The sequence below is a fragment of the Salinispora tropica CNB-440 genome (assembly GCF_000016425.1).
Taxonomy (GTDB): Bacteria; Actinomycetota; Actinomycetes; order Mycobacteriales; family Micromonosporaceae; genus Micromonospora; species Micromonospora tropica.
In genome coordinates, this window is sequence record NC_009380.1 from 3794126 (window position 1) to 3807159 (window position 13034).

General features: G+C 73.0%; 10 protein-coding genes. 6 read left to right on the forward strand and 4 right to left on the reverse strand.

Annotated elements, in window-relative coordinates; genetic code table 11:
- The first annotated feature begins 64 nt into the window (after positions 1 to 64).
- A complete protein-coding gene (locus tag STROP_RS16580) occupies positions 65 to 3292 on the forward strand; it encodes a tetratricopeptide repeat protein (RefSeq protein WP_012014520.1) in 3228 nt (1075 codons plus the stop codon).
- A 142-nt stretch (positions 3293 to 3434) separates the two neighbouring features.
- Positions 3435 to 4433: an aldo/keto reductase family protein gene (locus tag STROP_RS16585; protein ID WP_012014521.1), complete on the forward strand. Its 999-nt coding sequence runs from the start codon at positions 3435 to 3437 to the stop codon at positions 4431 to 4433.
- 72 nt (positions 4434 to 4505) lie between these two features.
- On the opposite strand, the gene STROP_RS16590 is transcribed toward STROP_RS16585, so the two are convergent.
- A complete protein-coding gene (locus STROP_RS16590; protein WP_018830585.1) occupies positions 4506 to 5303 on the reverse strand; it encodes a site-2 protease family protein in 798 nt (265 codons plus the stop codon).
- Positions 5303 to 5503 (reverse strand): hypothetical protein, encoded by a 201-nt coding sequence (locus STROP_RS16595; RefSeq protein WP_012014523.1) that lies wholly within the window; start codon positions 5501 to 5503, stop codon positions 5303 to 5305. The genes STROP_RS16590 and STROP_RS16595 overlap by 1 nt, the downstream gene beginning before the upstream one ends.
- 170 nt (positions 5504 to 5673) lie before the next feature.
- On the opposite strand from STROP_RS16595, the gene cobU reads away from it, so the two are divergent.
- The 3 genes from cobU to STROP_RS16610 all read left to right on the forward strand — a co-directional run bounded on the left by cobU (position 5674) and on the right by STROP_RS16610 (position 9681).
- Complete coding sequence (gene cobU / locus STROP_RS16600) at positions 5674 to 7557, forward strand: bifunctional adenosylcobinamide kinase/adenosylcobinamide-phosphate guanylyltransferase (protein ID WP_012014524.1); 1884 nt, start codon at positions 5674 to 5676, stop codon at positions 7555 to 7557.
- On the forward strand, positions 7547 to 8320 hold the full coding sequence (locus STROP_RS16605; RefSeq protein WP_012014525.1) for an adenosylcobinamide-GDP ribazoletransferase: 774 nt from the start codon (positions 7547 to 7549) through the stop codon (positions 8318 to 8320). Before cobU ends, STROP_RS16605 begins: the two co-directional genes overlap by 11 nt.
- A gap of 65 nt (positions 8321 to 8385) precedes the next feature.
- On the forward strand, positions 8386 to 9681 hold the full coding sequence (locus STROP_RS16610; RefSeq protein ID WP_012014526.1) for a hypothetical protein: 1296 nt from the start codon (positions 8386 to 8388) through the stop codon (positions 9679 to 9681).
- Positions 9682 to 9734: 53 nt separating this feature from the next.
- Here STROP_RS16610 and gcvT read toward each other — a convergent pair whose 3' ends face one another.
- Positions 9735 to 10859: a glycine cleavage system aminomethyltransferase GcvT gene (gene gcvT, locus STROP_RS16615; RefSeq protein ID WP_026275111.1), complete on the reverse strand. Its 1125-nt coding sequence runs from the start codon at positions 10857 to 10859 to the stop codon at positions 9735 to 9737.
- 161 nt (positions 10860 to 11020) lie between these two features.
- On the opposite strand from gcvT, the gene STROP_RS16620 reads away from it, so the two are divergent.
- The gene (locus tag STROP_RS16620; RefSeq protein ID WP_012014528.1) at positions 11021 to 12586 is read left to right on the forward strand and encodes a leucyl aminopeptidase; all 1566 of its coding nucleotides are present in this window, start codon (positions 11021 to 11023) and stop codon (positions 12584 to 12586) included.
- Positions 12587 to 12663: 77 nt separating this feature from the next.
- On the opposite strand, the gene STROP_RS16625 is transcribed toward STROP_RS16620, so the two are convergent.
- A complete protein-coding gene (locus STROP_RS16625) occupies positions 12664 to 12990 on the reverse strand; it encodes a hypothetical protein (RefSeq protein WP_026275112.1) in 327 nt (108 codons plus the stop codon).
- Positions 12991 to 13034: the final 44 nt, after the last annotated feature.

Consider the following 13034-nt stretch of genomic DNA (forward strand, 5'->3'; position numbering starts at 1 on the left):
CCGCCCCACCCACACGCGGGGGCCAGGGCAACCCCCTCGTCCGGGCCGGCGACGGGGCACGCGGATGAGTCGCGGCGGCTACGACGACCCGTGGCACCACCTCGCCAAGCCGTCCTGGATGGTCGAGCCGACGAACGAGTGGCATCCTCAGTTCCGCGGCCAGCGCTACCCCGGCGACATCGGCATCGAGCACACCCCGCCGCCCGCCCCGCGCGGACGAGCCGCCGTTGTCGGCCGGGCCACGGTGCCCCCGCTCGCGCCGACCCGCCCCGACGGAACCTACACCGGCCGCTCCTGGGATGACCAGGACGACCGCCACGCCCACAACCACGAGGAGCTGCGTCGCCGGCCGGGCGAGGTACCCCCGGTGGCCGACCGGGGCCGGCGGTCGCCGCCGCGCGGCACTCGCGACGGTGACCCTGGCTGGGAACGGAAGAGCCACCGCACCGACTCTGGGCGCGGTCAAAACGTCCGCCCGGACCGGCACGACGACCGGAGCCCGTGGCACGAACCCGGAGGGCGCAGTCAACCGATCTCCCCCGCCCGGCATCCAGAACCGGGCTGGCTACCCGAACCGGACGAGGAGCGACCCCAGGGACGCGACCGCCACGCCCCCGGTCGGGACGTAGGAGAGCCGCCACCTCGGACCCGCTATCCGTGGGGACGGTCGACCGGCACCGATCCTGGTCCGCCCGGCGCGCCGCCGGAGAGCAGCGGTGGGCACCCGAGACCGACCGGGCCCCGGGGCAATCGTGATGGACGCGTTGACCCGTACCCACGACGGCACCCGGCCGGCCCCGGCCACCCCACCGAACACGGCATCGTCCACCCGCAGCGTGACGCGGCACCAAGACCGGTACGCCACCCCGACCGGCACCCAGGCCAGCAGCCGTACCCCAACCGGCGGCCCGACACCGGACGCCCCTGGACCCCACCCCAGCCGGGACCACACCAGGAGAACCCCCGACCCGGCGTCTCACCCGGACCGCACCTCCCGCCACCCCACCGACCGTCTCAGGGCGGTCCCCCGACGAGCACGTCGGCGCCCCCGTACGGCCGACCGGTGTCCGGTGCGCCCAGCCGACCGGTGTCCGGCGCCGGGACGCCCCCGCAGCCCCATCCGCACCCCGACCGCCCGGTCACCGGCGCACGTCCCCGACCGACGCCGACGCCAGAGGCTGCCGGACCATCACCAGCCGCCACCGGACCGCAGCCACGGCGGTATGTTCCGCCACCACCCACCACCGATCCCGTCGGGCCGGCACCAGGCCCGGGTGGGCCAAACGCCTGGTTCGGATCGGCCACCGCTCCCGCCGAGCCGACCTCGCCCGCCGAACCGACCACCAGCCCCGCCGAGCCAACGCCGCCCAGCGCCGACGCGCCGCCACCGACCACCGCACCAGACCTGCCCGACGACAGGCCAGCCGCCGCGTCATCGCCCGCGACGGCGCCGGCCAACACCCTGCACGAGTACGCCGAACCCGCCAGCATGCCCGAGGAGGAGACGGAACCCGCCAGGACCGCAGGGGAGATCGGGTCAGCCGATGCCGCACCGGCCGCTGCTGTCGTCCTCAACAGCAGCAGCAGCAGCGACGAAGCTAAGGACGAGGATCCCGCCCCGATAGCGGGGGCTGCCCCGACGAAGGAGCCAGACCCGGCACAAGCCGACGCTGACCCGGAAGGAGGACCGGAAGCCAGACCCGGTCCCACCGCCGAACCCGCCTCGCTGGACCCGGAGTCCGCGACGCCACAGGTCACGGCGGACCGGGCCCCGGACTCACACCCGGAAGCGGAAGCGGAGCCGGAACCGGAAGCGGAACCGGAAGCGGAACCGGAACCGGAAGCGGCGCCGGAACCGGAAGCGGAAGCGGAAGCGGAAGCGGAAGCGGAGACTGCGGCGACGCCGACGGACCATGCCACGGCGAACGCGACGGTTCCGCCCACCGCGGACCGGAGCGACCCACCGGGTGCCGCGGATGTCGAGGACACCGCCCCACCGGGCGACCCCGAACGGGTGCTGGCCACCCACCCCTGGCGACTGGATCCGACCACACTCCGCGAGGTCATCTCCGACCCCGAGCAACTCCGGAGTCTCCGACACCGGCTGACCAGGAAACTCGACACGGCCATGGACAACCGGTCCCGGGCCCGACTGCTCAGTCTGCGGGCCGTGGCCTCCCGGGCGGCTGGTGACCTGGACGACGCGCTGGCAGACGGCCGACTGGCCCTGACCTACGCGGAGGCCACCGGCGAGTTGCGCCGATCCGCTCTCGCGCAGGCCCGGCTGGCACACGTGCTGCGGTGGCGGGGCGAGTACAACGAAGCCGACCGCCTCTTCGCCCAGGCGAATTCGCCGGAACTGCCCGATCGGCTGCGGGCGGCGCTACACGAGCATGCCGGGCGGTGCTGCGTTGACCAGGGCCGGCTGATCGAGGCGTGTCTTCACTTCGAGCGGGCGTTGGACCTACGCGGTACCGCCGATGCGGAGTTGCTGGACCGGGTACGGGTGAGTCTGGACGCGGTCGCCGACCGGGCCGCCGAGACCGGCTTCGGGCCGTACCCCCGCAGCAGGGCGGAGTTGCTGGAGCCGGAACAACCGCCGGTGCCGGCGCGCGACGGCGACCTCTGGGGTTACGCCGACCCGGACGGGTACCTGGTCATCGGGGCGGAGTATGCGGAGGCACAGCCGTTCCGGGAGGGCCTGGCCTGGGTTCGCCGCCCGGACGACCAACGATGGTCGCTACTCGATCGATCTGGCAGCACCGTGTTGACGGCTTCATGGCTGGTGGTCCGCCCGTTCGCCGACGGGCTGGCCTGGGTGTCGCAGGGCGAGCCCGGTGGCTGGCGTGCGATTGACCCGCAGGGCGAGGTCGTGGTGCCACCGGGCTTCGCCGACGTACGCCCGTTCCGCCACGGGATCGCCGTGGTCCGGCGTGAGGGGTGGGGCGCGGTGGACCACGCCGGCCGGCTGGTGGTACCGACCCGCTACCACGGGTTCGCCACCCGGCTCGTTGCCGGCGGACAGGTGGATGGCTTCACCGAGGATGGGCTGGCGGTCGTTGACCTGGCCGGGCGGTACGGCGTGGTGGACCGGACGGGCCGGGTGGTCGTCACACCGGTGCACGCGGCGTTGGTCGTGCACCCCGTGGCCTACCTGGTAGCCACCGCCGCCGGCCGGTGGGGGGCGTTGGATCGGCAGGGCGGACCGCTGATCGAGCCGACGTATCTCGACCAGGCCGAGGTGCTCGCCGAGATCGAAAAGCTGCTCACCGATGCGGTGCCGCTGCTCTGACCGGATCGGACAGCACGTCTGACCGGGCCGGACAGCAAGGTCGGCAGGCAACGGCTCCGCGGTCGGGCCAGCAGGGTAGACCGGGCCAACGAGCAGAACCGTGTCCTTCATGGGCGACGTACAACCGAGCTAAGGTCAGGGAATGGAATTCCGACACCTGGGCCGTTCCGGCCTGATGGTCAGCGAGATCTCTTACGGAAACTGGATCACCCACGGCTCCCAGGTTGAGGAGGAGTCGGCCTTCGCCTGTGTCCGGGCGGCCCTGGACGCCGGTATCACCACGTTCGACACCGCGGACGCGTACGCGGGCACCCGCGCGGAGGAGGTCCTCGGTCGGGCACTGAAAAACGAACGGCGCGCCGGATTCGAGCTGTTCACGAAGGTGTACTGGCCGACCGGTCCGGGTCGCAACGACCGTGGCCTGTCCCGTAAGCACATCATGGAGTCGATCGACGGCTCGCTGCGCCGGCTGGGCACCGACTATGTCGACCTCTACCAGGCACACCGGTATGACCACAGCACCCCGATCGAAGAGACGATGGAGGCGTTCGCCGACGTTGTCCGCTCGGGGAAAGCCCTCTACATCGGGGTCTCCGAGTGGACGGCGACGCAGCTGCGCCAGGCCCACCAGCTCGCCCGTGAGCTGCGGATTCCACTGATCTCCAACCAACCGCAGTACTCGATGCTCTGGCGGGTCATCGAGACCGAGGTGGTGCCGGCGAGCGAGGAGTTGGGCGTCGGTCAGATCGTCTGGTCCCCGATGGCCCAGGGTGTGCTGTCCGGCAAGTACCAGCCGGGCCACCCCCCACCCATCGGCTCCCGGGCCACCGACGAGAAGTCGGGCGCGCACTTCATCGCCAAGTGGCTCAGCGACGACGTGTTGACCCGGGTGCAGCACCTCAAGCCGCTCGCCGAGCAGGCGGGGCTGAACATGGCCCAGCTCGCCATCGCCTGGGTGCTCCAAAACCCGAACGTCTCTTCGGCGATCATCGGTGCCTCCCGCCCCGAGCAGGTACACGACAACGTCAAGGCGGCCGGGGTACGGCTCGATGCCGACCTACTCAAGGCGATCGACGACATCGTCGAGCCGATCGTCGAGCGGGACCCGGCCCGGACCGAGTCCCCCGCGCAGCGGCCCTGACGCGCCTGCGTGGTGGGCCGGCCGGAATGGCCGGCCCACCACCGTCCAGGAGAACCGGCCCGCCGCGCGGGCTCAACCCTGCCAGAAACGCACCAGGTCCAGGCCGAGCCGGTACAGGTCCGGCGGTAGGCCCAGGGCGTCGCCGACGGCGAAGACCGTCCCGAAGAACCAACCGTTGATCCGGGGGTTCCACAGCAGGGCGAAGAGCAGGAGAAAGCCGTACGGCGCGAAGAGGTCGTACACCCGCCGGTACGGCGGGGTGAGCCATGGCTGGATCATGTTGCCGCCGTCCAGGCCGGGCACCGGAAGCAGGTTGAGCAGGCTCGCCGTGAGTTGGAGGAAGGCGAGTAGTGCCACCGCAGCCCAGAACTGCACCGGCCCGCCGCCGCTCGCCGCCAGCCGGATCGCGATGACCAGCACCAGCGTGAACAGCACGTTCGTGGCCGGGCCGGCGAGGCTGACCAGGGTGTGCCGTAGCCGCCCCGGGATGGCGTGCCGGTCCACCCAGACCGCGCCACCGGGCAGTCCGATTCCACCGAGCAGCACCACCAGCACCGGCAGTGCAATCGACAGTAGTGGATGGCTGTACTTCAGCGGGTTGAGGGTGAGGTAACCCTGGTGGGCGACGCTGCGGTCGCCGGCCCGAAACGCCACCAGCGCGTGCGCGTACTCGTGCAGGCAGAGTGAGACCAACCACCCGGATACGACGAAGAGGAACACGTCCACCCGGATGTTGCCGATTCCTCGCCAGGTCAGCACCCCGCTGAGCACGAAGAGCGCCACCAGCCCGAGGAAGACCGGGCTGGGGCGGAACGCGGCCCGGGGCACGCCCAGCACCAGCGGCCCGCCCCCGCGACGGTCTCCGGCCATCACTCCGCCGGGGGCTGCAGACTCATCCGGTACTCCACGCGGTCGTCCTCGACAAGCAGGACCGCGACTACGCCGGCCGCCGCGAGTTCTCGCCAGGTCTGGCCGATCCAGGACTCGGCGTCCGCCTGGCTACTGAACGACTCCGCCGGCCCCGACGCCGGTTCGCCGTTCTCGCCCTCGTACTGCCAGCTCCACGCCATCTGCGTGTCTCCCCTCGCCGCTGATCTCCCGCCAGCCTAGTCCGCCGCGCCGACGACGGCTGCACGTCCGGCCCGGGCATGATCGTTTTGAGGCGGATGCTGGCGGCTCCACGAGGAGCGAGGCGGGAGGCGGCAGGCGGGCGGCCACCGGGCGGCCTTAAGGTACGGGCATGTCCATTGACGGGTGGAACACGGTCCTGGTGCTCGGCGGAATCCGGTCGGGAAAGTCCGAGTTCGCCGAGGCCCTGGTGGCCGATGCGCCGACGGTCCGGTATGTGGCCACCGCCGCCGACAACAGCACCGACGACGAGGAGTGGGCCGCCCGCCTCGAAGTCCACCGCGCCCGCCGGCCGACGACGTGGACCACGGAGGAGACCGCGGGAGAAGCACGCCGGCTGGCGGAGGTGCTGGCCGCCGCGCAGCCCTCCGAGACGCTGCTTGTTGATGACATCGGTGGCTGGGTGACGGCTCTCCTCGGCCCTGCCCATCAACCCACCGACCTCACGGCCACTATCGCCGAGCTGGCCACGGCGGTCCGCTCCTGCCCCGCCCGGCTGGTGCTGGTGAGCGCCGAGGTCGGCCTCTCGCTGGTGCCGACGACCCCGCTCGGCCGCGCCTTCACCGACGCGCTCGGCACCGCCAACCGGGCGATCGCCGACGCCGTTGACACGGTCGTGTTGGTGGTCGCCGGCCAGCCCAGCTGGCTCAAGCCACCCCCGCCGACCCGCCCGGCCGCCGTCCCGGCACAGGTCACGCCGGCCGCCGCCGGCACCAGAGTCGCTACCGGCCCGACCCTCGCACCGATGCCGCTGCCGGAGGTGCTGACCCCGAGCCCCCCGCCCTCGACGGCCGAACCCGCCGGGGCCGATGGCACCCCCTGGTCGACGCCGCCGGTGGCCGCAACCGGCCTGACCATCGAGCCCGGCCTGGAGCTGCCCATGCCCGACGAGGATGCCGGCTCGCAGGCCGTCGAGCGGGTGGCCACCCGGGACCTGCCGGGCGCTGGTTTCGGCGGGCTCACCCAGTTGGTCGAGTTCGCCGCCGCCACCCAGGGCACTCCGCGGCCGGCACCGTGGGGCAGCATCCGGATGCTGCTGGTGCATGGTGATCACGCGGGCGGTGTCGCCGCCGGCACCGCTCCCGGTGACTCCGCCCGCCGAGCCCAGGAGGCCCGGGACGGCCAGGGTGCGTGGGCCCGCCTCGCCGCCGAGGCCGGGGCCGAGCTGCAGGTGGTTGACGCCCCCGCCGCAGACCCGATCGAAACCGACCCGGCGCTCCCCCTCAGCCAGGTCGAGGCGGCGCTACAGCTCGGCTGGCGGCTCGCCGACCAGGCCGCTCACGCGGGCGTACGGCTGCTGGTGCTGGGGGCTTGCGGAGCCGGCACCGACGCCGCCGCGGCAGCGGTGCTCGCCGCCACGGCCGGCGCCGAACCACCCGCCGTCCTCACCCGGGTACGCACCGACGCCGGCGAGTACGACGACGCCGCGTGGATGGTCCGCTGCGCGGCCGTCCGGGATGGGCTGCACCGCAGCCGCCACTCGTCCCGTGGGCCCAAGGAGATCCTGGCCGAGGTGGGCGGCGGCGACATCGCGGTCGCCACCGGCGTGCTGCTCGGCGCTGCCGCGCGGCGGCTGCCAGTGCTCCTGGACGGGCCGGTCGGGGTTGCTGCCGGTCTGGTCAGCCGTGACCTGGCCGGCCCGGCCCGGCACTGGTGCCTCCTCGCCGACCACGGCGGGCACCCCGGCGTCCAGCTCGCCGCCGACGTGCTCGGCCTCGCTCCCCTGCTTGATCTACGGCTGGACCTGGGCGAGGGCGGGAACGCGCTGGTGGCGCTGCCGTTGCTGCGGTCGGCGCTGGCCTTGGCCACGGCGCTGCCGGCGCACCCGTCGCTGCGGGTCGAGTCGGAACCGGCCAAGCCGACGGAGCAACCGGAGCCGGCGACGCCGGCGGCCGACGAGCCGGAATTCCGCGAGCCGGAACCGGCCGGACCAGGGCCCACCAGCACCGATCCGGAGTCCACGCCGCTGGATTCATCCGGCTGGCGTGCCGGCTGAACCGCGGCTCGCCGCCGGGGCCCGGCTGGCGCTGACCACTTTCACCACGCTGCCGGTACGGGCTGGCCGGATCGACCGAGCCGTGGCCGGCACCGCGATGGCCCTGGCCCCGGCCGTCGGCGCGCTGCTCGGCGCCCTCCTCGCTGGGGTACTGCTGCTCACCGGCGGCTTCGCGCCGCCGCTGGTAGCAGCCGCCGTCACGGTCGGCGCCGGTGCACTGCTGACCCGAGGGCTGCACCTCGACGGGCTCGCCGACACCGTGGACGCGCTCGGCTCATACCGACGCGGGCCAGCCGCGCTAGAGATCATGAAGAAGCCGGATGTCGGCCCGTTCGGGGTAGCCGCGCTGGTGGTCATCCTCCTGTTGCAGGCGGCGGTACTCGCGGAGCTGGCCGAATGGTCGACGTCGACCATGCTGACGGCGGTGGTGACCGCCACCGCCGCCGGCCGGCTCGGGGTCACGGTGGCCTGCTGGCGCGGGCTGCCGGCGGCCCGACCGGACGGACTGGGAGCCCTGGTCGCCGGAACCGTCGGGCCGGGTACCCTCGCCGCCGGTACCGCCGCGGTGGCGCTGCTGGCGCTCGCCGCCGTGCCGGACCGTCCGTGGCAGGGACCACTCGCCGTCGCCGTCGCCCTCGCCGCCGCGGTCGGGCTGCTCCGGCACGTGGTACGCCGCCTCGGTGGGATCACCGGCGACGTGCTCGGTGCCACCGTCGAGGTGGTCACCACCGTTGTCTACCTGGGACTGGTCTTGTCCGGCTGAGCTCCGCCCACACCGCCGGGTAGCGTTGCGCACGACAACACCGGCACGGCCATCCGGGAGACCCCATGCTCATCACGGACGACTTCCTGCCCGTACCGGTCCCGGAATCGCTGAACGCGACCTACCTGGTGCCGATGGCCGGGCTGCCGAAGGTAGGAACGAAGACCGCGGTACGGCACCTCACCGGGCGGCTCGCCGAGCCGGTGCACGCACTCGCCCGGCAGATGCTGGACAGCCCGCTGATGAGCGTGGACACCCGACCGATCCACGAGTTCCCCGAGCTGCCGCCGGACCTGCTCACCGCATTCGGCGCGACCGAGGCCCAGTTGTCCCGACTGGCGGCGGCGACCCACCTGGTCGTGGTACAGGCCGAATACCGGCCCGGCTGGCCGCCGGCGCACGAGTGGGCGGCGCGGGCGGTGGCGGCGGCGGTAGCCGACGCGGCCGGCGGCGACGTGGTGGATGTCTTCGGACTCCAGTTCCTCGACCCGGCGACCGCGCTGCGGTCCCTACCGGACGAGCAGGGCCGGATCCGGCTGGTCGACTGGGTGCTGGTGCCGTACTCGTCCGGCACCGACGGGCTCTGGTTCACCACCAAGGGGCTGCGCCGGTTCGGGCTGCTGGAGCTACAGGCACAGGGTGTGCCGGACCACCTGACCCGGGCCTGGGGAGCGGTGATGACCGGCACGGCGCGGCGGCTGCTGCGTGCGTGGACCGACGGCCTGGCCGGCGAGGAGCTACCCGCGTTCGTGCAGCTACCCGTACTGGCCACGGTCACCGGGGGAGACATCGCGGTGGCGTACGGCAACCCGGAACAGCATGGTGCGACCGCCCCGGTGTTGCTTCGGCTGGAACTGGACCCGGCGACGGATCCGGAGGCGGATTCGTTCCTCAACCTGCGGCCGCCGACCGGCTACTCCGGGCCGGACGGCCGCTACTACGCCGCTGCCTGCGGCACCCTCTTCACCGGCATCGCGCCGGACGTGCGCTACACCCGCTCCGGCGACGCGATGAGTCAGGCGGTCGCCACCGCCCGCGCCGCGCTGGGCGAGATCCGCGCCCGCTTCCTCGCCGGAGCGCTGCCACCGGAGACGCAGCTGGTGGTGAAGTACGGACTCCCCGGCGAGGACGGCCCGGAGTACGTGTGGGCCGGGGTCACCTCCTGGACGACGCCGGAACAGATCGAGGGCGCCAGCGCCAGCGACGCCCACACGGACCCAGCCGTACGGATCGGCTCTGCGGTGGTGGTGGAGGCGACCGACATCGTCGACTGGGCGGTCCTGGACGGCACCGGGGTCCGCGAAGGCGGCTGGACCCAGGCTGTCCTGGATGCCGGCGAACGACCCGCCCCGCCGGTCTGACCCACCCCACTCCCGGCGATCGGCAGGGGTGGCGCCGGCATGTCCGGGGCGAGCTACCGAACCGAGGGGTCGACGAACGGCGGACGGACCAGGCGCACCGTTGCCCGGCGTCCCCGGATGTCGACCTCGAGATCGACCCCCTCGGCCAGGGCCGGCTCGGTGTCGATCAGGGCCAGGGCGATGCCCTGCTTCCGGGTCGGGCTGAAGGTGCCGCTGGTGACCGTGCCGACCGGCGTCTCACCGTGGTAGACGACCATGCCGGGGCGCGGGATGGCCCGGTCGACCGCCACCAGGCCCCGCAACCGGCGCCGGGGGCCGGCGGACTTCTCCGCGACCAGCGCCGCGCGCCCCCAGAAGGCGGGCTTGTCCCAGCCAACCGCCCAGCCTGAGCGAGCCTGCACCGGGGTGATTTCCCGCGACAGGTCCTGCCCGTGCAGCGGGTAGCCCATCTCGGTGCGCAGGGTGTCCCGGGCGGCCAGGCCGCACGCCTGAAGCTGCTCATCTGCGGCGAAGAGCGCGTCCCAGACTCCTCCGGCGTCCGCGGCGGGCAGGATCAGTTCATAGCCCAGCTCGCCGGTGTAGCCGGTGCGGCACACGGTCAGGTCGGCCCCGGCCAGCGTGCCCTCCGCGAAGCTCATGTAGTCGTGCTCAGTGGGCAGGCCCAGCGCGCCGAGCAGATCGGCCGAGCGCGGGCCCTGCACCGCGAGGACCGCGTACGCCTCGTGCTCGTCGGTGATCGTGATCGGCGACGGCGCGGCGGCCTGCAGCCGACGCACCACTTCGGCGGTGTTCGCGGCGTTGGGGATCAGGAAGACGTGGTCATAGGCGTACAGGTAGGCGATGATGTCGTCCACCACCCCACCGGCGGCGTCGTCGCAGCAGAGGGTGTACTGCGCGCGGCCCGGTTCGATCCGGGCCAGGTCGTTGCTGAGGCAGGCGTTGACGAAGTCCGCCGCCCCCATGCCGGTGACCCGCACCTTGCCCAGGTGCGACACGTCGAAGACGCCGACCGCGCCGCGGACCGCCGTATGCTCCTTGCGCACCCCGCCCCGGGCGTATTCGAGCGGCATCTCCCACCCGCCGAAGAGGGCGAACTTGGCGCCGGCAGCGACGTGCCGGTCGTGCAGCGGAGAGCGGCGCAGCCGGGTGTCGGCGGAGCCGGAGGTCACGTCGGTCATGGGTGGCAACTTACCGGCACCACCCCGGCTGGTTAGCATCGGCGGGACCCGCCGGCACCACTGGCGGGACAGCCCTGGTCAACGGCGGGTACGGTCCGCCGGAGACCTTCATCGCTGGTACGCGAAGACGCGACCAGCCCGGCCTGCCCGGAGTAGCTTCAGTGACATCGCCCACCATTTCCCTCAGCCTCGTCGACACCGACCCTGCCGAGCTCGCCGTTGACGCGATCGTCATCGGCGTACACAGTCAGCCCGGGGAACGGGTCGGCGACCTCGTCGGCACCCTGCTGCTGGCCAGCGGCGCGGAGAGCATCGCCGCGGCCTTCGATGGAAAATTGACCGAGACGCTGGCGTTGCTCGGCGCGACCGGAGGGCCGGGCGAGGTGATCAAGCTAGCCACGCTCGGCACGGTTACCGCTCCAGTGATCGCCGCGGTGGGCCTCGGACCGGAGCCGACCGGCGCCGCCCCCGCCCCGGAGATCCTGCGCCGGGCGGCTGGTGCCGCGGTGCGGGCTCTCGCCGGCTCGACCCGAGTCGCGTTGGCCCTGCCGCTGCCGGACGACGCCGACGCACCCGCCGCGCTGCGCGCGGTCTCCGAGGGAGGCCTGCTGGGCGGCTACCGGTTCGCCGGTTACAAGACCCGTCCGCAGCCGGCCCGGCGGGAGCCCGTCGCGGAGGTGCTGGTCGCGGTCCCGGACGCGGGTGACGCCGCCGCCGCGGCCGAGGTCGCCCGGGCGCAGGCGGTCGCCAACGCGGTCCGCTTCTCCCGGGACTGGGTCAACGCCGCCCCCAACGAGCTCAGCCCGCCCGCCTTCGCCGACTCCGTGGCAAGTGCCGCCCGGGCGGCTGGGCTGGAGGTGGAGGTGCTCGACGAGGTCGCCCTGCGCGAGGGCGGCTACGGGGGCATCACCGCCGTCGGGCAGGGGTCGCAGGCCCCGCCGCGGCTGGTACGGATCAGCTACACCCCGGCGGGCGGCGGCACCGGCAAGCGCGTCGCCCTGGTCGGCAAGGGCATCACCTTCGACAGCGGCGGTGTCTCGATCAAGCCGTCGCAGGGTATGTGGGAGATGAAGGCCGACATGGCCGGCGCCGCCGCCGTCGCCGCCGCGATGTTGGCGGTCGCGGAGCTTGCGCCCGCCGTGCCGGTGACCGCGTACGTGCCGATGGCGGAGAACATGCCGTCCGGTACGGCGTACCGGCCGGGCGACGTCATCACGATGTTCAACGGCAAGCGCGTCGAGGTGCTCAACACCGACGCCGAGGGGCGGATGATCCTCGGCGACGCGATCGCCCGGGCCTGCGTGGACGGCTGCGACTACCTCCTGGAGACCTCCACGCTCACCGGCGGCCAGGTGGTCGCGCTGGGCAAGAAGGTGGCCGGTGTGATGGGCACGCCGGAGTTGTGCGAGCGGGTGCGGACCGCTGGCGAGGCGGTCGGCGAGCCGACCTGGCCGATGCCGCTGCCGGAGGACGTGCGCAAGGGCATGGACTCCGAGGTCGCCGACATCTCCCAGGTCAACGCGGGGATGGACCGGGCGGGTCACATGCTCCAGGGCGGTGTGTTCCTGCGTGAGTTCGTCACCGAGGAGGTCGCCTGGGCGCACATCGACATCGCCGGCCCCGGCTACCACTCGGGCGAGCCGACGGGCTACTGGACCAAGGGCGGCACGGGGGTGCCCGTCCGTACCCTGCTGCACCTGATCGAGGACATCGCCCGCCAGGGCTGACCTGTCAGTAGGGTCCTCGTGTCCGCCGGGGCGGGTACGAGGGCCCTACGCACCACCTACGCCGAGTCGGTGCGGCTTCAGAACAGTTCGGGGCGGCGCTTGCGGCGTTCGTTGTAGTCGCGCATCCGCTGCGGGTAGCCCATCAGGCGCACGTCGTACACCGGGATGCCCAACCGGTGGGCGAAGCGCCGCGCGCCGTCCGGGCCGTCGATCCGGCGGCGTGTCCACTCCCCGTCGTCGGCGATCAGCATGATCGTGGTCTCGGTGACGGTCGTCCGGGGCTCGATGTACGCCTCGACCCCCCGCCGGGTCCGCACGAAGTTCTCCAGGTGGCCCAGATCGCCCCGGTCAACCCCGCGATCCTGACTGACCGGACGCGCCTTCTTCCGTCGGAACAGTCCCACCGGCCGTCTCCCCACACCCGCACCATCGAAGCCGATGCCAAGGG

Coding starts and splice junctions, on each gene's coding strand:
- STROP_RS16580 (WP_012014520.1), top strand. CDS start 65: ATGAGTCGCGGCGGCTACGACGACCCGTGGCACCACCTCGCCAAGCCG.
- STROP_RS16585 (WP_012014521.1), top strand. CDS start 3,435: ATGGAATTCCGACACCTGGGCCGTTCCGGCCTGATGGTCAGCGAGATC.
- STROP_RS16590 (WP_018830585.1), bottom strand. CDS start 5,303: ATGGCCGGAGACCGTCGCGGGGGCGGGCCGCTGGTGCTGGGCGTGCCC.
- STROP_RS16595 (WP_012014523.1), bottom strand. CDS start 5,503: ATGGCGTGGAGCTGGCAGTACGAGGGCGAGAACGGCGAACCGGCGTCG.
- cobU (WP_012014524.1), top strand. CDS start 5,674: ATGTCCATTGACGGGTGGAACACGGTCCTGGTGCTCGGCGGAATCCGG.
- STROP_RS16610 (WP_012014526.1), top strand. CDS start 8,386: ATGCTCATCACGGACGACTTCCTGCCCGTACCGGTCCCGGAATCGCTG.
- gcvT (WP_026275111.1), bottom strand. CDS start 10,859: ATGACCGACGTGACCTCCGGCTCCGCCGACACCCGGCTGCGCCGCTCT.